20 protein-coding genes are annotated in these 19,828 nt (G+C 72.7%); 15 read left to right on the top strand and 5 right to left on the bottom strand.

The features are described 5' to 3' along the window. Window positions 1-177: 177 nt before the first annotated feature. From OIC96_RS28790 to OIC96_RS28770, 5 genes are all read left to right on the top strand, one after another. Window positions 178-1,563, top strand: a complete 1,386-nt coding sequence (locus OIC96_RS28790; protein WP_330310142.1) for a diaminopimelate decarboxylase — start codon at window positions 178-180, stop codon at window positions 1,561-1,563. Between the two features lie 560 nt (window positions 1,564-2,123). Further along, the gene (locus tag OIC96_RS28785; protein WP_330305062.1) at window positions 2,124-2,522 is read left to right on the top strand and encodes a hypothetical protein; all 399 of its coding nucleotides are present in this window, start codon (window positions 2,124-2,126) and stop codon (window positions 2,520-2,522) included. Next, a complete protein-coding gene (locus OIC96_RS28780) occupies window positions 2,519-3,331 on the top strand; it encodes a hypothetical protein (protein WP_330305063.1) in 813 nt (270 codons plus the stop codon). Before OIC96_RS28785 ends, OIC96_RS28780 begins: the two co-directional genes overlap by 4 nt. A 64-nt stretch (window positions 3,332-3,395) precedes the next feature. After that, on the top strand, window positions 3,396-3,908 hold the full coding sequence (locus OIC96_RS28775; protein WP_330305064.1) for a roadblock/LC7 domain-containing protein: 513 nt from the start codon (window positions 3,396-3,398) through the stop codon (window positions 3,906-3,908). Window positions 3,909-3,922: 14 nt separating this feature from the next. After that, window positions 3,923-4,297, top strand: a complete 375-nt coding sequence (locus OIC96_RS28770; protein ID WP_330305065.1) for a hypothetical protein — start codon at window positions 3,923-3,925, stop codon at window positions 4,295-4,297. 18 nt (window positions 4,298-4,315) lie between these two features. On the opposite strand, the gene OIC96_RS28765 is transcribed toward OIC96_RS28770, so the two are convergent. The 3 genes from OIC96_RS28765 to OIC96_RS28755 form a co-directional block, all read right to left on the bottom strand. Beyond that, window positions 4,316-4,885, bottom strand: coding sequence for a hypothetical protein (locus OIC96_RS28765; RefSeq protein WP_330305066.1), 570 nt, complete (start codon window positions 4,883-4,885; stop codon window positions 4,316-4,318). Between the two features lie 131 nt (window positions 4,886-5,016). Beyond that, on the bottom strand, window positions 5,017-5,901 hold the full coding sequence (locus OIC96_RS28760) for a MurR/RpiR family transcriptional regulator (RefSeq protein WP_406502268.1): 885 nt from the start codon (window positions 5,899-5,901) through the stop codon (window positions 5,017-5,019). Between the two features lie 2 nt (window positions 5,902-5,903). Further along, a complete protein-coding gene (locus OIC96_RS28755) occupies window positions 5,904-7,481 on the bottom strand; it encodes an aromatic amino acid ammonia-lyase (RefSeq protein WP_330305067.1) in 1,578 nt (525 codons plus the stop codon). Between the two features lie 142 nt (window positions 7,482-7,623). Here OIC96_RS28755 and OIC96_RS28750 point away from each other — a divergent pair, with 142 nt between their 5' ends. From OIC96_RS28750 to OIC96_RS28735, 4 genes are read left to right on the top strand one after another with little or no spacing between them, the layout of a single operon-like run. Beyond that, window positions 7,624-8,667 (top strand): ABC transporter ATP-binding protein, encoded by a 1,044-nt coding sequence (locus OIC96_RS28750; protein WP_330305068.1) that lies wholly within the window; start codon window positions 7,624-7,626, stop codon window positions 8,665-8,667. Next, a complete protein-coding gene (locus OIC96_RS28745; RefSeq protein WP_330305069.1) occupies window positions 8,664-9,305 on the top strand; it encodes an ABC transporter permease in 642 nt (213 codons plus the stop codon). The genes OIC96_RS28750 and OIC96_RS28745 overlap by 4 nt, the downstream gene beginning before the upstream one ends. Beyond that, window positions 9,305-9,976, top strand: coding sequence for an ABC transporter permease (locus tag OIC96_RS28740; protein WP_330310144.1), 672 nt, complete (start codon window positions 9,305-9,307; stop codon window positions 9,974-9,976). Before OIC96_RS28745 ends, OIC96_RS28740 begins: the two co-directional genes overlap by 1 nt. Window positions 9,977-9,990: 14 nt before the next feature. Next, window positions 9,991-10,923, top strand: a complete 933-nt coding sequence (locus tag OIC96_RS28735; protein WP_330305070.1) for an ABC transporter substrate-binding protein — start codon at window positions 9,991-9,993, stop codon at window positions 10,921-10,923. A 298-nt stretch (window positions 10,924-11,221) separates the two neighbouring features. On the opposite strand, the gene OIC96_RS28730 is transcribed toward OIC96_RS28735, so the two are convergent. Beyond that, complete coding sequence (locus OIC96_RS28730; RefSeq protein WP_330305071.1) at window positions 11,222-12,226, bottom strand: LacI family DNA-binding transcriptional regulator; 1,005 nt, start codon at window positions 12,224-12,226, stop codon at window positions 11,222-11,224. A gap of 177 nt (window positions 12,227-12,403) precedes the next feature. On the opposite strand from OIC96_RS28730, the gene OIC96_RS28725 reads away from it, so the two are divergent. The 5 genes from OIC96_RS28725 (at window position 12,404) to OIC96_RS28705 (ending at window position 16,797) form a co-directional block, all read left to right on the top strand. Next, on the top strand, window positions 12,404-13,303 hold the full coding sequence (locus tag OIC96_RS28725; protein ID WP_330305072.1) for an amidohydrolase: 900 nt from the start codon (window positions 12,404-12,406) through the stop codon (window positions 13,301-13,303). Further along, the gene (locus OIC96_RS28720; RefSeq protein ID WP_330305073.1) at window positions 13,300-13,800 is read left to right on the top strand and encodes a cysteine dioxygenase; all 501 of its coding nucleotides are present in this window, start codon (window positions 13,300-13,302) and stop codon (window positions 13,798-13,800) included. The genes OIC96_RS28725 and OIC96_RS28720 overlap by 4 nt, the downstream gene beginning before the upstream one ends. A gap of 157 nt (window positions 13,801-13,957) precedes the next feature. Further along, a complete protein-coding gene (locus tag OIC96_RS28715; RefSeq protein WP_330305074.1) occupies window positions 13,958-14,656 on the top strand; it encodes a carbonic anhydrase in 699 nt (232 codons plus the stop codon). Window positions 14,657-14,732: 76 nt separating this feature from the next. Next, complete coding sequence (locus OIC96_RS28710; protein WP_330305075.1) at window positions 14,733-16,346, top strand: SulP family inorganic anion transporter; 1,614 nt, start codon at window positions 14,733-14,735, stop codon at window positions 16,344-16,346. Window positions 16,347-16,356: 10 nt separating this feature from the next. Beyond that, complete coding sequence (locus tag OIC96_RS28705; RefSeq protein ID WP_330305076.1) at window positions 16,357-16,797, top strand: hypothetical protein; 441 nt, start codon at window positions 16,357-16,359, stop codon at window positions 16,795-16,797. Between the two features lie 407 nt (window positions 16,798-17,204). Here the strand turns inward: OIC96_RS28705 and OIC96_RS28700 are convergent, their stop codons facing one another. Beyond that, window positions 17,205-18,599: a cystathionine beta-synthase gene (locus OIC96_RS28700; RefSeq protein WP_330305077.1), complete on the bottom strand. Its 1,395-nt coding sequence runs from the start codon at window positions 18,597-18,599 to the stop codon at window positions 17,205-17,207. 142 nt (window positions 18,600-18,741) lie between these two features. Here OIC96_RS28700 and OIC96_RS28695 point away from each other — a divergent pair, with 142 nt between their 5' ends. After that, window positions 18,742-19,761, top strand: a complete 1,020-nt coding sequence (locus tag OIC96_RS28695; RefSeq protein ID WP_330305078.1) for an SGNH/GDSL hydrolase family protein — start codon at window positions 18,742-18,744, stop codon at window positions 19,759-19,761. The last annotated feature ends 67 nt before the right edge of the window (window positions 19,762-19,828 follow it).

Genomic DNA, 19,828 nt, shown 5'->3' with positions numbered 1-19,828 from the left:
CCTGTGCGGACTCGTTCCGGCTGATGGTGCAGCGGAGTGTTCGGAGTGTTGCAGTAGCTATTCACATCCTGACTTCTTGAATAGAGCTAGTCAATAGCTGCATGGGGCCAGCGCGGCCACGTCGTGGGTGTTTCGCTGGGATGTATGGGTGCGGACAGGGACAGGACGGGGAATCCGATGGGCGACGCGGCGGGCAGGTCCGGGGTGTCTTCGCACGGCTGGGACAAGGAGGGCTCCGACCGCGTCGCCCGGCGCGACGAAGCCGTCCGGGCCGCCTTGGAGCAAGGGCTCGTCGGGCCGGGAACCCCCATCGTCGCGCTCCTCGACGTCCCCGGCATCCGGGCCTCGGCGGCCTCCCTGCGGGCCGCCTTCGACACGGTGACCGCTCCCGGCACCCCCGTGCTGCACGCCTTCGCGGTGAAGGCGACCCCGCTCGTGCCCGTGCTGCGGCTGCTGTACGAGCAGGGCATCGGCGCGGAGGTGGCGAGCCCCGGGGAGCTCGCCCTCGCCCGGGCGGCCGGGGTGCCGCCGGCCCGCACCGTGCTCGACTCCCCCGCCAAGACGCCCGCCGAACTGCGTGAGGCGCTGACGCTGGGGATCGCGGTCAACGCGGACAATCCGCAGGAGCTGGACCGTATCGACGGCCTGGTGCGGTCCGCGAACACCCGCTCCCCCCTCGGAATCCGGGTGAACCCGCAGATCGGCGGGGGTTCCATCGAGGCGCTGTCCACCGCCACGGCGACCTCCAAGTTCGGCGTTGCACTGCGGGACGAGGGCGCGCGGGAGTGGATCGTCGGGGCGTACGCCGACCGCCCGTGGCTGACCCGGCTGCACGCGCACACCGGGTCGCAGGGCATGCCGCTCTCGCTGATGGCGCGGGGCGTGGCGGAGACGTACGCGCTGGCCGAGGAGATCAACCGGCGGCTCGGGCGGCGGCAGGTCGACACGATCGACATCGGCGGCGGGCTGCCGGTGAACTTCGGCTCGGAGGCGACGGGCCCGACGTACGCCCAGTACGCGCGGCTGCTCGCCGAGTCGGTGCCCGGGCTCTTCGACGGGCGGTACGGGCTGGTCACCGAGTTCGGGCGGTCGCTGCTCGCCAAGCACGGGACGGTGCTCGCACGGGTCGAGTACACGAAGTCCGCCGGGGGCCGGGCGGTCGCGGTCACGCACGCGGGCGTGCAGGTGGCGGCCCGCACGGTGTACGCGCCCGCGTCCTGGCCGCTGCGGATCGCCGCGTACGACGCGAAAGGCCGGCCCAAGGCGGGACCGGACGTCGTCCAGGACATCGCGGGCCCCGCCTGCTTCGCGGGCGACCTGCTCGCCGAGGGGCGCGCACTGCCCCTGCTCGAACCGGGCGACTACGCGGCGGCGCTGGACACGGGCGCGTACTACTTCGCCCACCACTACGCGTACAACTCCCTCGCCCGGCCGGGCATTTACGGCTTCGCACCGGACGGGGAGGGCGGGGTGCGCTTCGCGGTCGCACGGGAGCCGCAGACCCTCGACGAGATCGTCGCGGAGTCGGGCGGGGCACAGCCGTCGGCACTGACGGGCCTTTAGCCTCCGCCAGACGGGCGCGCCCTGCGCTTCGCCCCGCCGGGCCGGCTCCCCCGGGCCTTCACCCTCCGACGGACCGGCTCCCGTGGGACGTTGACCTCCGGCGGACACCGACTCCCACGAACCTTCGGCCTCCGGCGGACCGGCGCACCCCTCGCCCCCGACAGGCCGCCTCCCACAGAGCCTCGACCTCCGACGGACGGCTCCCGCGAGGCCTCGGTGTCCGGCGGGCGGGTGCTCTGTGGGTGTTCGCCCGTCTCCGGCGAGCCGCGCGAGGCCGTTTGCCCGCATTCCCGTTCGCGCACCCCGCCGCCCGCACTCACCCCGCAGGACCGGCGGCGCCCGCCACGCCTCCGCGCGCCCCCGCACACCCTCGCGCGCCCTCGCGCACGCCCCGGTAAGCCTTCGAAGCGGCTCCAACAGGCCAGAAAATATGGTCAGTTGACCCACCTTAGTCACCACGGGCATGTTCCACAGGAAAATGCCAGATCCCTCACCCCTCGCGCACACGTTGCGTAACTTCGGCGTCACTCGGCCGAACCCTTGGCGGGAGGGGAGACACGGTGCCCGGAATCGACGAGTGCCTACTGGAAGCCATGACACTGCCCGGTGCCCGGGGTGCCGCGGTGGTCGACTGGACCAGCGGCCTGGCCCTGGGCACCGTCGGGGAAGCGCCGGGCGGTGATCACGAGACGACCGCGGCGGAGGCCGCCGAGCTCGCCCGGCTCGCCGCCGAACACCGCGCGTTCGCCCCGGCCGACGGCTCCGACTGGTCCGAGCAGGAGACACCGGTCGAGGACCTGATCATCAGCAACCGGGACAGCTACCACCTGCTGCGGTTCGTGCGGACGACCTTCGACAGCAGTGTGTTCCTGCATCTGTGGCTGGCCCGCGCCGACGGCAATCTCGCGCTGGCCCGCATCCGGCTCGGCGAGCTGGCCGGACGGCTGGTGCTGGGATGACGACGGTCAGGACACCTCCCCCGCCCCGGCTCCCGGTCCGGGACAGAGCGGCGGACCCCGCCGGCGGCGTCTCGCCGATGCTCAGCCGGCTCGCCGCCGAGCGGGCCACCGGCGTCCTGATGCGCGAGCGCGGCACGCTCTACCTCGCCGACGGCGACGTGGTGCACGCCGAGAGCCCCGCCACTCCCGGGCTGGAGGCGCTGTTCGCCGCCCGGGGAGTGCTGGACGCCGAGGTGTGGCGGGAGGCCGTCGCCGCGGCCGGGGCGCGCCGCGAGGTCGGCCGCTTCCTGGTCGACAGCGGCCGGATCGCGGAGGGCGCGCTGGAGCTGTGCCACCTCGGCTCGCTGTACGACGCGGCGTACTTCGTGCTCGGGCCGAGCAGCACCCCGACCCGCTTCCGGTACGGGGCGGCGCACTGGCTCGGCCCCGTACGCCCGGTGCCGGTGGCCGCGCTGGAGCGCGAGACCGTACGCCGCCGCGAGCTGCTGCACCGCATCTGGCCCGACCCGGCGACGGACACCGCACCGCTGGTGCGCTCCCGGCTCGCCGCCGGGCCGCCGGTCCCGCTGCGCCAGGAAGCCGTCCTCGGCCGGGTGGACGGTGTGCGCACCGCGGCGGACGTCTCGCTCGCGCTGGGACGGCCCGCGTTCCACACCCTGGTCGAGCTGCGACGGCTGGCCGCCGCCGGACTCGTGACGGCGGCACCCCCGGCCGAGCCGCCTTCCGTGCCCCGTGTGCTCACGCAGTCCTCCACCGATCCCGACGTCGCGTTGCTGCGGCGGCTCAGAGACGCACTGGAGGCCCTGTGAGCCCCAACCCGCGGGAGGCCTTGTGATCCGCGCGCTACGACAGCGTGCCGAGAGGAGACTGCTGATGGCGGCGGAGCCCGAAGTCCTCGACGAACTGCACCGGCTGAGGGCCCGAGTGCCCCAGCTGACCGGGGCGCTGGCGGCCAGCGCCGACGGTCTGGTCCTCGCCCACGACACCCCCGGCGTGGAGCCGGACGGCCTGGCCGCGCTCACCGCGGCCGCGCTGGGCGTCGCCGTCCGGATGGCGGACGCCACCGGGCAGGGCGACTTCCGCGAGCTGCTGGTGCGCGGCGTCCACGGTTATGTGGCGACGTACGCGGCGGGTGCCTCCGCCGTGCTGACGCTGCTGGCCCAGGACCGGGTCAACGTCGGCCGGCTGCACCTGGAGGGGCGCCGCTCCGGCACCCGGATCGGCGAGCTCGTGGACGCCGCGACGGCGCGCGGCGAACCGGTGGCCCCGGCGCGGGCTCCCGCGAAGACCGCCTCCCCACCCTCACGTACGCGCACGGCGCGCGGCACGGCAAGTTCCCGCGCCACCACCCAGACCCCCAACACCCCCACCACATCGGAAAGTTGAAAGGAACCGGCACCATGGCCAACACCGAAACCGCGCTCAAAGAGGCGCTCGCATCCATCGAGGGCGCGACCGGAGCCGCTCTCGTCGACTACACCAGCGGAATGGCGCTGGGCACGATCGGCGGCAGCAAGAGCTTCGATCTCACCGTCGCGGCGGCCGGCAACACCGACGTCGTACGCGCGAAGCTGCGCACCATGGAACACCTGGGGCTGAAGGGCGAGATCGAGGACATCCTGATCACGCTGTCCGACCAGTACCACCTGATCCGACTGATCAAGGGGCGCGGCGGCAACGGCCTGTTCCTGTACGTGGTGCTCGACGCCAAGCGGTCCAACCTGGCGATGGCCCGCCACCAGCTGAAGAGGATCGAGGCGGACCTGGAGGTGTAGCGGTCCGCCTCTCCACGGTCAGCGGCGCCGCGCTCCGCCGGGCGCGGCGTCGCCCGCCGAGACACCGGTGGCCCGGCAGGCCTTGACCGGCTTGCCCGCAGGGGCGCCCGCGCGCCGGCCGAGCCAGTCGACGCGCACCCAGATCAGCGCCTGCTCGGCGCGTTCGCGGCGCCCGAGCCAGCCGGCCTTCAGCCACAGGCCGACGCCCGCACCGGCGAGCATCATGCCGCCCGCGGCGGGCAGCGCGAACGAGCTGCCCAGCGCGGCCACCCAGGCGAGGACGAGCCACCAGCGGTGGCCCCGGCGCCAGTTGCGTACCGTCACGGCGCGGTCCTGGAGGACGTCGTGCTTGCCGGCGCGGGCGGCGGCGCGGACCAGGGCGGCGTACCGCTTCCTGTGCCAGTACGCCACCACGGCGGCCGTGACGATGAACAGCACGGCCCCGGCCATGACCCCGATCCGGCGCCCGGTCAGCCCCGGCACCAGCACTCCGATCCCGGCCGCGAACACCCCGAACCACCACAGTGGGGCCGCCCCGGCCCTCACGACGACGGCCACCCGAGCCAGCCCCTGCCCTCCGCGCGCCACGTTCCGCCTCCCGTCCAGCGTTCTCAGCGTTCTCAGCGCCTTCAGCGCTTCTTTCAGCGTCTTCGGGCGCGCACGCTAGCGAGGGAAGGTGAGACGAGTCTGAGAAGCGCCGCCGGTCCACCACAGGGTGACTACTCCACGAACAGACCCCGTGCGGCGGCCCGCGCGTCGAACTCCTCCAGCCGTGCCTGCGCGTCCGGCAGGTCGTCGCACATCGCCTCCAGCAGGACGCGGCCCAGCAGCATCGGGGCACAGGCCGTGTCGAAGGCGAGGCCGGTGCCGACGGCGGCGGGGAGCAGCAGGTCCGACACCTTCGCCACCGGCGCGAAGGCGGAGTCCGCGACCGTGACGACGGTCAGCCCGGCCTCCTTCGCGTATGCCAGCGAGTCCACGACCTCGCGCGGGTGCCGGGGCAGGGCGAAGCACAGCAGGGCGCTCGCCCCGGCCCGGACCGCCGCGTCGATACGGTCCTGGAGCATCGTGCCGCTCTCGTGCAGCAGCCGTACGTCGGGGTGGACCTTGGCGGCGAAGTAGGCGAAGCCGTACGCCTGGGAGGCCGCGGCCCGCAGGCCGAGCACCGGGAGCGGGCGGGACGCCGCGAGCAGCCGGCCCGCCCTGGCGACCGGGCGCGGGTCGGCGAGCACCTCCGCGAGATGCCTCAGGTTCTCGATCTCGGCCTCGACGGCCTGCTGGTACTCGTTGTACGAGGCGGTGTCCACGGCCGGTTCGGCGGGCGCGACCTCACGCAGGTGCTTGCGCAGCGCGGGGTAGCCGTCGAAGCCGAGCGCGACCGCGAAGCGGGTGACCGAGGGCTGGCTGACCCCGGCGAGCTCGGCCAGCTCGACGCTGGACAGGAACGGCACGTCGCCGGCGCGCCGCACCATGCTGTGCGCGATGCGCCGCTGGGTCGGCGTCAGCCGGTGCCCCTCGAAGAGCGCCTGAAGCCGCGCGGCGGGACTGTCCGTCACACCCATGTCCCTGTCCCCGTCCCCGTCCACGCCCGTGCTCCTGTCCATGCTCATGACGCGCTCCCCCTCCAGATGTCCGTGAACCGGTCGAGCAGTGCGGCCGCCGCCGTCACATCGTCCGTGAGCGGGCGGTCGGCCTGGTCCGGTTCGAGCACCGACTCGGCCAGCTCCAGCGCGCGGCCGGCCGGCAGTTCCGGTTCGGGCCGCAGGTCGCGCTGGCGCAGCGCCCGTACGGCGGCCACCAGTTCACAGCCGACGACGAGACGGTACGCACCGCACGCCCGCAGTGTCTGACGTGCGGCGAGCGAGGCGAAGCTCGCCTGCTCCTCGACGCCCCGGGAGAGTACAGCGTGCCCGAGCGAGGCGGGTGCGGAGAAGGCCCGCAGATCGCCGAGGGCGGCAGCGGCGGCGTACTCGAGGATCATCACGCCGGACGAGGCGGGCTCGTGGTCGGCGAGGAAGGGGCGCAGCCGGGTGTAGGCGGGCTCGTTGAGGGTGGAGAGCCGCGAGGTCGACAGACGCGCCACCTGGGTGACCGCCAGCCTGAAGTGGTCCAGGGCGAGGGCGAGTTGGGCCTGGTAGAAGCCGCCGTGGTGGTACGCGGCCATGTCCTCGGGGGAGATGAGGGGGTTCTCGGCGGCGGCGTTGATCTCGACGGCGAGGACCCCTTCGAGCGCGTCCGCGGCGTCGTGCGCCGGGCCGTGGATCTGTGGGACGCACCGGAAACCGTACGGGTCCTGGATCCGCCCGAGCGGCGGCGTCGGCCGGTCCGCGGCGCCGATCAACTCCCGCATCCGGCGGGCCACTTCCACCGAGCCCTGGTGCGGGCGGGCGGCGTGCACGGGCGCCGCGTACGCCTCGTGCGACCCGTCGACGGCCAGCAGCGACAGCGCGGCGACGACCTGGGTGGCCCCGATGAGCCCGCGCAGCTCGTGCAACGCAAGCGCCGCCTGCCCGAGGGTGAGCGCGTTGCTGCTGATGAGCGCGAGGGCGTCGTTGTTGTCGAGGGCCTGGGGTTCGGGGGCGAGGTCCTGCGGGGAACGCCCGCCTTCCAGGGCGAGGTCCGCGAGGGAGTGCCCGCCCTCCGGCCCCCGCCAGGGGTGCTCACCCGCCAGCGCGAGGCCGACCTGCGCCAGCGCCGCGATGTCGCCGGTGCCCACGGACCCGAACTCGTTCACGACGGGATACACCCCCGCCTCCAGCGCCTCGCACAGCGCCGTCACGACGGTGGGGCGCAGGCCCGCGCCGCCGGCGAGGAGCTGGTTGGCGCGGACGGCGAGCATCGCCCGGACCTGGCGGGCGGGAAGCTCCTCGCCGATGGCGCCGGCGTGGCTGCGCAGCAGCCGCAGACCGTGCCCCGCGGCGGCCTCGGTGGGCACGTCCTCGTTCCGGTTGGCGCCGACGCCGGTGGAGCGGCCATAGACGCGGCCGGTCGCGGCGATCTGCCGGGCCGCGTCCCAGGACTCCTCGACGCGCTTCATCGCATCGGTGCCGGGCACCGGCCGCGCGGCCCCGTCGGCGAGCCGTACGACGTCCTCGACCCCGGTGCTGCGTCCGTCCAGGACCACGAGACCGACCGACGCCGGGGGTGTCACCGCATGCGCCGTGTCCATAATTCGAGACGACATAGCGTCCAAACTCCCCTCAATCCGGACATTCGATCTTGCCTGGCGGTCATAAGTAACCGGCGATTAACACCGAACCGTTGACAACCTATTCAGGTACAGAGAACTCTGCATGACGATATGCAGACCGGGCAAGGGACACCTCATGATCCAGTTCGATACGGTCCACAAGCGCTTCCCGAACGGCACGACAGCCGTCCACGACCTCTCCCTGGAAATGCCGGAAGGCGGCGTGACCGTCCTCGTCGGATCTTCCGGTTGCGGTAAGACGACCACCCTCAGGATGATCAACCGGATGGTCGATCCGACCTCCGGCACCATCCGGGTCGGCGGCAAGGACGTCCTGGAACAGGACGCGGCCGAGCTGCGCCGTTCCATCGGCTACGTCATCCAGCAGTCGGGGCTCTTCCCGCACCGCACGGTGCTCGACAACATCGCCACCGTGCCGCTCCTCCTCGGCTGGGGCCGCAAGAAGGCGCGGGCGAGGGCGGCCGAGCTCCTGGAGACCGTCGGCCTGGCCGCCGACGCCGGGAAGCGGTACCCGCACCAGCTCTCCGGCGGCCAGCAGCAGCGCGTCGGCGTCGCCCGCGCGCTCGCCGCCGACCCGCCCGTCCTCCTCATGGACGAGCCCTTCGGCGCGGTCGACCCGGTCGTGCGCACCCAGCTCCAGGACGAACTCCTTCGCCTCCAGAAGGAGTTGAGCAAGACCATCGTCTTCGTCACGCACGACATCGACGAGGCGGTACGGCTCGGCGACCAGATCGCGATCTTCCGCACCGGCGGCCATCTGGTGCAGTGCGCGACGCCCGCGGAGCTGCTGGCCCACCCGGCGGACGACTTCGTGGCGGACTTCCTCGGCGCCGAGCGCGGCCTCAAGCTGCTCTCGCTGAAGTCCCTCGCGGACCTCCCCCAGGGCCCGGCCCCCAAGGGCGGCGCCTGGACCCTCGTCCTCGACGAGGCCCGCAAGCCGCTGCACTGGGCGTCGACGTCCTCGACGGGCGCCGAACTCCCCGTACGGCCGCTGAAGGACACCGACTCCCTGCTGGCGGCCCTCAACGAGTCGATCGCCTCCCCCACCGGCCTGATCGCCCGGGTCGACGCGGCCGGAGTCCTCACCGGTGTCTCGTCCCGGGACGACATCCACGAGCAGGCGGGCCGTGCCCACACGGAAGCGAGCGTGCCCGCATGACCATCGACTGGTCGTGGATAGGCGACCACACGGACGACCTCACCACGCTCACCCTCTCCCACCTCCAGGCCGCCCTCTCGGCAGTCTTCTTCGGCCTGCTGATCTCGCTCCCCCTGGCCGTCGTCGCCCACCGGGTCCGCCCGCTGCGCGGCTTCCTCCTCGGCCTCTCGAACGTCCTGTTCACGATCCCGTCGATCGCGATCTTCGTACTCCTGCTGCCGGTGAGCGGTCTCACCCGCACCACGACGGTCATCGGCCTGACGGTCTACTCCCTGGTCGTCCTCCTGCGGAACACGGTCGAGGGCCTCGACTCGGTCCCCGCGAAGACCAAGGAGGCGGCGAAGGCGATGGGCACCCGCCCCCTGCGCACCCTCCTGACCGTCGAACTCCCCCTCGCCCTCCCGGTGATCATGGCGGGGGTCCGGATCGCCACGGTCATGTCAATCTCCCTGGTCTCCGTGGCGACCTACATCGGCGACGGCGGCCTCGGCCAGCTCTTCACCGACGGCTTCCAGCGCGACTTCCCGACCCCGGTCGTCGCCGGTGTCGTCCTGACCCTGCTCCTTGCCCTGGTCGCGGACGCGCTGCTGGTCGCGATCCAGTACGTACTCACCCCGTGGACGAGGCGGCGAGCCTGATGTACGAACTCTTCAAGAACCTCGGCAGCTGGCTGATCAGCGGCGACCAGTGGTCGGGCACGGACGGCATAGCGCACCGCCTGGCCGAGCACCTCGAATACTCCCTCTTCGCCACGCTCATAGCGGCCGCCATCGCGCTCCCGCTGGGCCTGCTCATCGGCCACACCGGCAAGGGCGCGTTCCTGGCCATCAACCTCGCGTCCTTCGGCCGCGCGCTCCCCACGGTCGGCCTGGTGGTCCTGGTCTTCCTGGTCAGCGGCCTGTCCCTGTGGTCGGTGTACGTGGCCCTTGTCGTCCTCGCCGTACCGGCCATCGTCACCAACACCTACGCGGGCATGAGCGTGGTGGACCCGGAGGTGAAGGACGCGGCACGGGGGCAGGGCATGCGCGGCCACCAGGTCCTGTTCCAGGTGGAGATCCCCCTGGCCCTCCCCCTGATCATGACGGGCCTGCGCCTCTCCCTGATCCAGGTGGTGTCCACCGCCACGATCGCCGCGTACGTCAGTTTCGGGGGCCTCGGCCGGTACGTCTTCGACGGCCTGGCCCAGCGCGACCTCGTCCAGGTTCTCGGCGGCGCGGCCCTGGTCGCGATCGTCGCCGTCGTACTCGACCTGGCGCTGGCCGGACTCCAGCGCTACCTCTTCCGCCACCGCCGTACCGCAGCCCACTGAGGAGCCGAAGAACCATGAACCGTAGGACCCTGCTCGGCGGCCTCTTCGCCGCCGCCTCCGTCCCCGCCCTCGCCGCCTGCGGCAGCGGTATCACCTCGCTCGACGGCTCCGGCAGCGCGGACAGCGGCGGCTCCGGATCCAGTGCCGGCGGCGTGACCATCGGCACCGCCAACTTCACCGAGAACCAGATACTCGGCTACCTGTACGCGGGCGTCCTGGACGCCGCGGGCATCAAGACCAAGGTCCGCCCCAACCTCGGCTCGCGCGAGATCGTCGTCCCGGCGCTCAAGGGCGGCGACATCGACCTGCTCCCCGAGTACCAGGGCAGCCTCCTCCTCTACCTGGACGAGAAGGCCACGGACACGGAGGCGGGCGCCATGCAGAACACGCTGACCACCGTGCTGCCCAGCGGCCTCGAAGTCCTCCCCTACGCGGCCGCCGAGGACCGCGACAGCTTCGCCGTCACCAAGGAGACCGCCGACAAGTACGGCCTCACCTCCCTCGCCGACCTGCGCAAGGCCAACGGCAAGCTCATCCTGGGCGCCGCCGCCGAGATGAAGAAGCGCGTCGTCGGCGTCGTCGGCCTCAAGGACCGCTACGGCGTGGAGTTCAAGGAGTTCAAGTCCCTCGACTCCTCCGGCCCGCTGGTCAAGGGCGCCCTGAAGAAGGGTGACATCGACGTCGCCAACGTCTTCACCACGGACGTCGACGTCATCGAGAACGGCTGGGTGGTCCTCACCGACCCCCTGAACCTGATCCCGTCCCAGCACATCGTCCCCCTCATCGCCTCCCGCAAGGCCGACGCCAAGGTCCGCAAGGCCCTGGCCACCCTCGGCAACGTCCTCACCTCCGAGGAACTCACCAAGCTCAACCGCCTGGTGGACAAGGACAAGAAGGACCCGGACGAGGTGGCTGCGGCCTGGCTGAAGGGGAAGAAGCTGGCGTGAGGGGGCATGAGCCAGGGGCGGTTCTCGCCCCCGCCGCCCCTACCCGTCCCATCCTCCAGGGGCTCCGCCCCAGACCCCGTTCGGTTGTATTTCGGGTGCGGGTGGGTGGGGCTGGTCGCGCAGTTCCCCGCGCCCCTAAAGGCATGGCGCTGCGCCCCGGGTTGTTTCAGGGGCGCGGGGAACTGCGCGAGCAACCCCCACCGGCCCACGGCCGGCGAACAACCCGGTGGGGTCGAAGGGGCGGAGCCCCTGGAGGATGGGACGGGTAGGGGCGGCGGGGGCGAGGAACCCCTCAGGGCTACACCCGCACAGCCGAGCCCCGCTCACTCATCCGAGGCGCACAGAGAATCCGCTTCTTCCGCACCCGCTTCCCCTCGATCGCCGCAACGGTCAACCGAGCCGCCTCCGCCGCGATCTCGGCCAGCCCCCAGTCGACCGTGGTCAACGGCGGCGTAAGCACCCTCGACACCGGGTGGTCGTCGAAGCCGACCACGGAGACATCGCGGCCCACTTCCAGCGAGGCCTCGGCGGCGGCGGCGTACACCCCGTACGCCAGCGAGTCGGAGAAGCAGAAGACGGCGGTCGCGGGCCGCGCCCCGTCCAGCACCCGTCGCGCCACGACCGTCGCCTCGCCCAACTCCTGGGGGCAGGGGACGAGTTCGGCGCGCAGCCCGAGGCGGTCGGCGGCCTCGCGGACGTATACGTCGGCGGGGCGGTCGGGTGTGCTGGGGCGGGTCGGGGTCAGTACGGTCACGCGGCGGTGGCCGAGGCCGTGGAGGTACTCCAGTACGGCGTCGATGCCGGCCCTGTTGTCGAAGATGACCTGTCCGGCCGTGCGGGCCGCGCTCAGGGAGTCGCCGACGGCCACCACCGGGAGCGCGTCGGCGATGGCGGCCCAGCCCTCCGCCGAGGGGTTGACGGGGGACACCAGCAGCGCGTCGACCCGCTGGTCGCGCAGTTGCTTGGCGAGGACCAGTTCGCGGTCGGGGTCGCCGCCCGCGTCCAGGATCAGCGCGTAGCGGTCGCCGGCCAGCAGTTCCCGGCCGATGGCGGCCATCAGCTGCTGCTGCCAGAGGTCCTGGAGGTCGCCCGCGAGGACGCCGACCATGCTGGTGCGGCCGCTGGCGAGGGCGCGGGCGATGGGGTCGGCCTCGTAGCCGAGTTCGGCGGCGGCCTTGCGTACCCGCTCCTCGGTCTCCTTCGAGACGTGCTTGCCGCGCAGGGCATAGGAGACGGCGGCGGTGGAGAGGCCCGTGGCCTCGGCCACCTCCCGGAGGGTGGTGCGCTTGTTGGGCCTGGCCATGCCGGGAAGCCTACCGGGACCCGTCCGCATTGTGGGCACGCGGCGCCACCCACCCCCCGCCCCTGGCCACACGGTTGACAGATCGGCTTGTTAACCGCTTAAGTTAACCGCATAAGTGAAGCGGTTAACCATCACCTCACCTCACCAACCCCGCCTCCCGCCCCCGAGGACCGCCGCGTGCCCACCGACGTCCACCAGCACATCTGGCCGCCCGCCTTCGTCGAGCTGCTGCGCGCCCGCACCACGCCGCCGTACCTCGACGGCTGGACCCTGCACCTGACGGGCGAGCCGCCGTACGAGGTCGACCCGGCCGACCACGACATCGCGGCCCGCACCCGCCTCGCGGCCTCCGACGGCCTCGACCTGGCCCTCGTCTCGCTCTCCAGCCCGCTCGGCATCGAATACCTGCCGCCCGCCGAAGCCGCCCCGCTGCTCACCGCCTTCCACGACGGCGCCCTCGCCCTCCCCGCACCCTTCGGCGTCTGGGCCTCGCCCTGTCTGTCGGCACCGGACCCCGAGGCGGTCGCACGCGAACTGAGCCGAGGCTGCGCGGGCCTCCAGCTCCCCGCCACCGCACTGCTCGACGCGGCCGGCTGGGAGCGCTGCGCCCCGCTCCTCGACGTCCTCACCGACACCGGCCACGACAAGCCGCTCTTCATCCACCCGGGCGCCGCCCCGCCCACCCCCGACGCCCCGCCGTGGTGGCCCGCCCTGGTGCCCTACCTCCACCAGATGCACGCGTCCTGGTTCGCCTTCCGCGCCTTCGGCCGTGCCCGGCACCCGCGCCTGCGCGTCTGTTTCGCGGCCCTCGCGGGCCTGGCCCCGCTGCACGGCGAACGGCTCGCGGCCCGTGGCGGCGGGCGCGGCGAGGTCGACTTCGACGCCTTCTACGAGACCTCGTCCTACGGAACGCGCGCCGTCGACGCACTCGTCCGCGCCGTCGGCATCGACGTGGTCGTCAGCGGCAGCGACCGCCCCTACGCACCCCCCGTCATCCCCGACCTCGGCGCGGACGCCGCCGTCCACGCCCTGCGCACCGCCAACCCCGCCCGCCTGCTGAAGGGAGCCACCCCATGACGTACGAGGCCCTGCCGGACCGCACCCTCGACAAGCGCGAGCTCCAGGCGCTCGCCGACGACCTCGCCGCCCGCCCCGAACTCTGGCGCGCACAGGTCGCCTTCTCCGACGAGGAGCGGCACTACGCGTCGCTGTACCGCGACGAGTACGTCGACGTCTGGCTGCTGTGCTGGACCCGGCAGAACGACACCGGCTGGCACGACCACGACATCTCCTCCGGCGCGGTCGCCGTCGTCCAGGGCGCGCTGAACGAGTCCAACCCGCGCATCGGCGGCAGCCATCTGTCCGTCACCGTCGGCGCGGGCGAGTCGTTCTGCTTCGGCCCCGAGCACATCCACCGCCTCACCGGCGCGACCGACGACGCGGTCTCCATCCACGCGTACTCGCCGCCGCTGTGGCGCCTCGGCCAGTACGACATCACCGAGGACGGCCTGATGCGCCGGATGTCCGTCTCGTACGCCGACGAACTGCGGCCGCTGGACATCCCGGCCGCCTGACCAGGGGGCGCGGGCCCCGGCTCCCGATCAAGAACCGGTATCGCGGGGGCGATGATCCGGCGATGAGATAACCAAGTGTCGCTAAACGGACACTCAGGGTGATGTGCGCGTGCGTACGGTGAATGAGCGCTACAAGCACAACTCCTGAGGGAGCGTCATGCCCTCGAACCGCAGGGCCTTTCTGGCGGCGACCACCGCCGCGCTCACCGCGACCCCGACCGCTTCGGCCGCCGCCGCACCACATCCGCATCCGTACCGGGATCCGGACCCACATCCGCACCCGCACCCGACGACCGCCCGCGGGGCCCTCGCCGAACTCCTCGCGGGCAACCGGCGGTACGCCGCCGGGCACTCCCGTCATCCGCACGAGGGGCGCTCCCGGCGGCATGTCCTCGCCGCCGAGCAGCACCCGTTCGCGGTCGTCGTCGGGTGCATCGACTCGCGGGTGCCGCCCGAGCTGGTCTTCGACCAGGGGCTCGGGGACCTGCTCTGCATAAGGACCGCCGGCCAGGTGCTGGACGAGGCGGTGCTCGGGTCCATCCAGTACGGGGTGGCGGAGCTGCACATTCCGTTGGTGCTGGTTCTCGGGCACGAGCGGTGCGGGGCGGTCGCGGCGACGCTCGCGCATCTGCGCGACGGGACGCCCGTGCCGGGGCATCTCCGGCTGCTGGTGGACGAGATCGCCCCTGCCGCGCGGCGGACCCGGGGGCTGCCCGGGGACTGGGCCGATCACACCGTGCGGGCCCACACGGCGTGGGTCCGCGATGTGATCCGGACGGATCCGGCGTTCGCCACGGCGCAGGTCGCCGCCGCGCGGTTCGACCTCGATACCGGGCGGGTGGGTCTGCTGCCCTGAGCCCCTCTTGTCGCCACGCATCTCTCCCCCGTCTCCGTACCCCCATCTCCGTACGCGAAGAAGTCACGCACCCCCCATGAAGCACTCCCCCGCCCTCACCCGGGCTCTCTCCGTCCTGCCCTCCTCCGCCGACTTCCGTTCCATGACCCGCGCCCCGCGGCGCGACCTCCTCTGTGGGCTCACGGTCGCCGTGGTCGCCCTCCCCCTCGCCCTCGGATTCGGGGTCACGTCCGGGCTCGGGGCCGCCTCCGGGCTGGCCACCGCGATCGTCGCGGGGACGCTCGCCGCGCTGTTCGGCGGGTCGGCGAGACAGGTCAGCGGGCCCACCGGGGCGATGACCGTCGTGCTGGTGCCGATCGTTCACGAGTACGGCGCCGACGGCGTGCTGACCGTCGGGCTGATCGCGGGCGTGATCCTGCTGGCGCTCGCCTTCGCCCGGGCGGGGGCCGCGATGGCGTACGTGCCCGCCCCTGTCATCGCCGGGTTCACCGTCGGCATCGCCTGCGTCATCGCCTTGCAGCAGGTGCCGTCGGCGCTGGGGGTGCCCGTGCCGGGCGGTGACCAGGTCGCGGAGGTGGCGGCGCGGGCGGCCGAGGAGTTCGGGCGGGGCCCGCAGTGGGCGGCGCTCGCGCTGTCGCTGGGATCGGCGGCGGTGATGCTGGCCGGCGCCCGCTGGAAGCCCGGGGTGCCGTTCTCCCTCGTCGCCGTGGCCGCCGCGACGCTCGTCGCGGAGGGGCTCGGCCTGCGGGTGACCCGGATCGGCAGCCTGCCCGCCTCCCTCCCCGCCCCCTCCCTCGCCTTCTTCGACGTCTCCCGCGTGCCCTCCCTCCTCGCACCCGCCGCCGCGGTCGCGGCCCTCGCCGCCCTGGAGTCCCTGCTCTCCGCCTCGGTGGCGGACGGCATGCGCCCGGGTGAGCGCCACGACCCCGGCAAGGAACTCTTCGGCCAGGGCATCGCCAACCTCGCGGCCCCGCTGTTCGGCGGCGTACCGGCGACGGGCGCGATCGCGCGCACGGCGGTGAACGTCCGTACCGGCGCGGCCTCCCGCCTCGCGGCGCTCACGCACGCGGTGATCCTCGCCGGGATCGTCGCGGCGGCGGCCCCGCTGGTGGCGCGGATCCCGCTGGCCGCGCTGGCGGGCGTGCTGCTCGCCACCGCCGTACGGATGGTGGAGACGGGCGCGGTACGGGCGATGGCGCGCGCCACGCGCGGGGACGCCCTCGTGCTGGCGCTCACCGCGTGCGCGACGCTCGCCCTCGACCTGGTGCGCGCGGTGCTGCTCGGCCTCGGAGTGTCCGTGCTGCTCGCCCTGCGCGCGTCCGTGCGCGGCACCCGGCTCACTCCGGCGGCCGGCGACGAGGGGCCGGGGTGCGCGGAGGTCACGTACCGCTTCGACGGGCCCCTCCTGTTCGCCGCGGCCCACCGTTTCCGGCGCAGCCTGGCGGATGTGCACGGGGTGTCGGCGGTCGACCTGCGGATGTCGGGGCTGACGGCGGTCGACGCGACGGGCGCGCTGGCGCTGAAGGACGCGGTGGGGGATCTGCGGGGCCGGGGCATCGAGGTCCGCATCACCGGGGTCGAACGGGGGCACCGCAAGGTCCTGGAGTCACTCGGGGTGCTGCCGTCGGGGGTGCAGCCCAGTTCCCACAGGGGGGCTATCCCCAGTGCCTCGGGGGCCTCGGCTCCCTAAGGTGAGCGTCATGACCGAAGTCAGCGGCGACGCCGAACTGAAGAAGGAACTCGACGCCACCCTGCACGCGCGCAGGGAACTGGGCGACGAGTACGAGTCCGCGCTGGTCGACTCGTTCCTGGAGAAGGTCGAGCAGCGCCTGGACGGCGCGGTGGACCGCCGGGTGCGGCGCCAGCTCGCCGAGCACCAGATGGTGGTGGCCCGCGGCACGCGCAAGTCCGACGCGGGCGACTCCTGGAGCGAGCGCTTCGGCTTCGGAATCGTCTCGCTCGTCCTCGCGGTCCCGTTGTCCGCGATCGGCGGCGCGCTCGGAAACCTGCCCGGCCTGCTGGTCGCCTGGGTCGGCATCGTGGGGGTCAACGCGGTGCAGGCCGCGCGCCAGAACCCCGACCTCTTCGGCCGCCGCAGGGCCAGGCCTGACTCGGACTCGCACTCGGACTGGGAAAAGTAGGGACCGAAAAACAAGGACCGCACGTGGAAGGGCCCGGCACCTGTGTGGGTGCCGGGCCCTTCCACGTGTTGCGCGGGGACCGCCGCACCCCCCGTTGCCGGGAGGGCGGGACGACGGCGGTCCCCGCGAGGGACGCGGGCCGGGTCAGGGCCGGGCTTGCGCGTCCGTGGCGTCCATGGAGGTCCGGGAGCCGCTCCGGAGGTCCTTGGCGCCGTTTTGGTGTCGCCGGGGCGGGGAGCCGCTCCCGCCCTGCCGACACCCACTAATGTGCCGGACCCGTGTTAAGCGGGTGCTGCGCGGACGTGACGCGCTCGTACCACTTCCGCGAAGTTCCCCGCCGAAACAGCCGGAAGATCCCTTTCCGTGGCGGTACTTCAGGAGATTTCTTCCTGTGGCCCGGCGTATCCCTACTGCTTGGCGCCGCCCTTGGCCAGGAAGGACAGCAGGTCCTGGCGGCTGACGACACCGGTGGGCTTGCCCTCGACGAGGACGATCGCGGCGTCGGCGGTGCCGAGCACGGACATCAGGTCGCCGACCGGCTCGCCGGAGCCGACCTGCGGCAGCGGCGACGACATGTGCTTCTCCAGCGGGTCCTCCAGGGAGGCCCGCTTGGTGAAGAGCGCGTCGAGCAGCTCGCGTTCGACGACGGATCCGATGACCTCGGCGGCCATCACGTCCGGGTGTCCGGCGCCCGGCTTCACGATCGGCATCTGCGAGACGCCGTACTCGCGCAGCACCTCGATGGCCTCGCCGACCGTCTCCTCCGGGTGCATGTGGACGAGGGAGGGGATGGAGCCGCCCGCCTTGTCGTTGAGGACGTCGGCGACGCGCGCGCTCGGGCCGGTGTCCTCCAGGAAGCCGTAGTCGGCCATCCACTCGTCGTTGAAGATCTTACTGAGGTAGCCGCGCCCGCTGTCGGGGAGCAGGACGACCACGACATCGTCCGGCCCGAGCCGCTCGGCGACACGCAGCGCGGCGACCACGGCCATACCGCAGGAGCCACCGACGAGCAGCCCCTCCTCCTTGGCGAGGCGCCGCGTCATCTGGAACGAGTCCTTGTCGGACACGGCGACGATCTCGTCCGCGACGGTCCGGTCGTACGCCGTCGGCCAGAAGTCCTCGCCGACGCCCTCGACGAGATACGGCCGCCCGGAGCCGCCGGAGTACACGGACCCCTCCGGGTCGGCGCCGACGACCTGGACCTTGCCGTCACTGGCGTCCTTCAGATACCGCCCCGTACCCGAGATGGTCCCGCCGGTGCCCACGCCCGCGACGAAGTGGGTGATCCTTCCCTCCGTCTGCTCCCACAGCTCGGGGCCGGTGGAGTGATAGTGCGAGAGGGGGTTGTTCGGGTTGGAGTACTGGTCGGGCTTCCAGGCGCCCGGGGTCTCCCGCACCAGCCGGTCGGAGACGTTGTAGTACGAGTCCGGGTGCTCGGGATCGACGGCGGTCGGGCAGACGACGACCTCGGCACCGTAGGCGCGCAGCACGTTGATCTTGTCGGTGGAGACCTTGTCCGGGCAGACGAAGATGCACTTGTAGCCCTTCTGCTGGGCCACGATGGCAAGCCCCACACCGGTGTTTCCACTGGTCGGCTCGACAATCGTGCCCCCCGGCTTGAGGGCGCCGCTCTCCTCCGCGGCCTCGATCATGCGCAGGGCGATGCGGTCCTTCACGGACCCGCCGGGGTTGAAGTACTCAACCTTCGCCAGGACGGTCGCCTGGATGCCCGCGGTCACGTTGTTGAGCCTCACCAGCGGGGTGTTGCCGACGAGACTGATCATCGAGTCGTGGAATTGCACCGTTGTCTCCGGAGCTGCGTTCTAAAGGGATGGTCCCGTCAGCCTACGGCCCTGGGGGACCGTTCACGCGCCGTTGAGATTGGCCGACGTACTCCACGGGGCAAGCAGTGGTTGTACGGCTACGAGGAGGTGGCGGCGACGGATGACGAGCTTGTCGAGGGCGAGGGTGGCTCGGCGCATCGCGGCGGGCGCTGCGTACGGCGGTGGCGGGATCGGCCTGGTCGGGGCGGCCACCGTCGGACTGGTGCTGGCCGAGGTGCAGCTGGCGAAACGTCACGTGGGCAACGGGCACGCGCACGCGCCGCGCGCGGACGGCCTGTACGGGTACGCGTACACCGGTACCGGCGAACCGCCCCTCCGTCTGACGATGCTCGGTGACTCCACGGCGGCGGGCCAGGGCGTGCACCGGGCCCGCCAGACGCCGGGGGCGCTGCTGGCCTCCGGGCTCGCGGCGGTGGCCGAGCGGCCGGTCGAGATGTGCAATGTGGCGCTGCCGGGGGCCCAGTCGGACGACCTGGACCGCCAGGTGGCGCTCGCTCTCGCGGACACCACGCGGGTGCCCGACGTCTGCGTGATCATGATCGGCGCGAACGACGTGACACACCGGATGCCGCCGACGCGCTCGGTGCGCCATCTGTCGTCGGCCGTACGCCGGCTGCGCACCGCCGGTGCCGAGGTCGTGGTCGGCACCTGTCCCGACCTGGGCACGGTCGAGCAGGTGCAGCAGCCGCTGCGGTGGCTCGCCCGGCGGGCGTCGCGTCAGCTGGCGGCGGCCCAGACCATCGGTACGGTCGAGCAGGGCGGACGGACGGTGTCGCTGGGTGACCTGCTGGGCCCGGAGTTCGAGGCGAACCCACGCGAACTGTTCGGCCCCGACAACTACCACCCCTCGGCGGAGGGGTACGCGACGGCGGCGATGGCGATCCTCCCCACGGTGTGCGCGACGCTGGGTCTCTGGCCGGCCGAGGAGGAGCGCCCGGACGTTTCGCGCCGCGAGGGGTTCCTGCCGGTCGCCCGTGCGGCAGCGGAGGCCGCCTCGGAGCCCGGCACGGAGGTCACGGCGGCCATGCCCACGGGCCCCCGCGGCCCCTGGGCCCTCCTGAAGCGCCGCCGCCGGCGCCGCCTCCCCGCCACAGACCCGGCCCCGGCCCCGTCCCCATGACAGGGGCTCCGCCCCTTCGACCCCGGGGGTTGTGTGTCGGGTGCGGGCCGGTGGGGGCTGGTCGCGC

The sequence above is a fragment of the Streptomyces sp. NBC_00775 genome, from assembly GCF_036347135.1.
Lineage (GTDB): Bacteria > Actinomycetota > Actinomycetes > Streptomycetales > Streptomycetaceae > Streptomyces > Streptomyces lutosisoli.
This window is presented reverse-complemented; position numbering and strand designations above follow the sequence as displayed.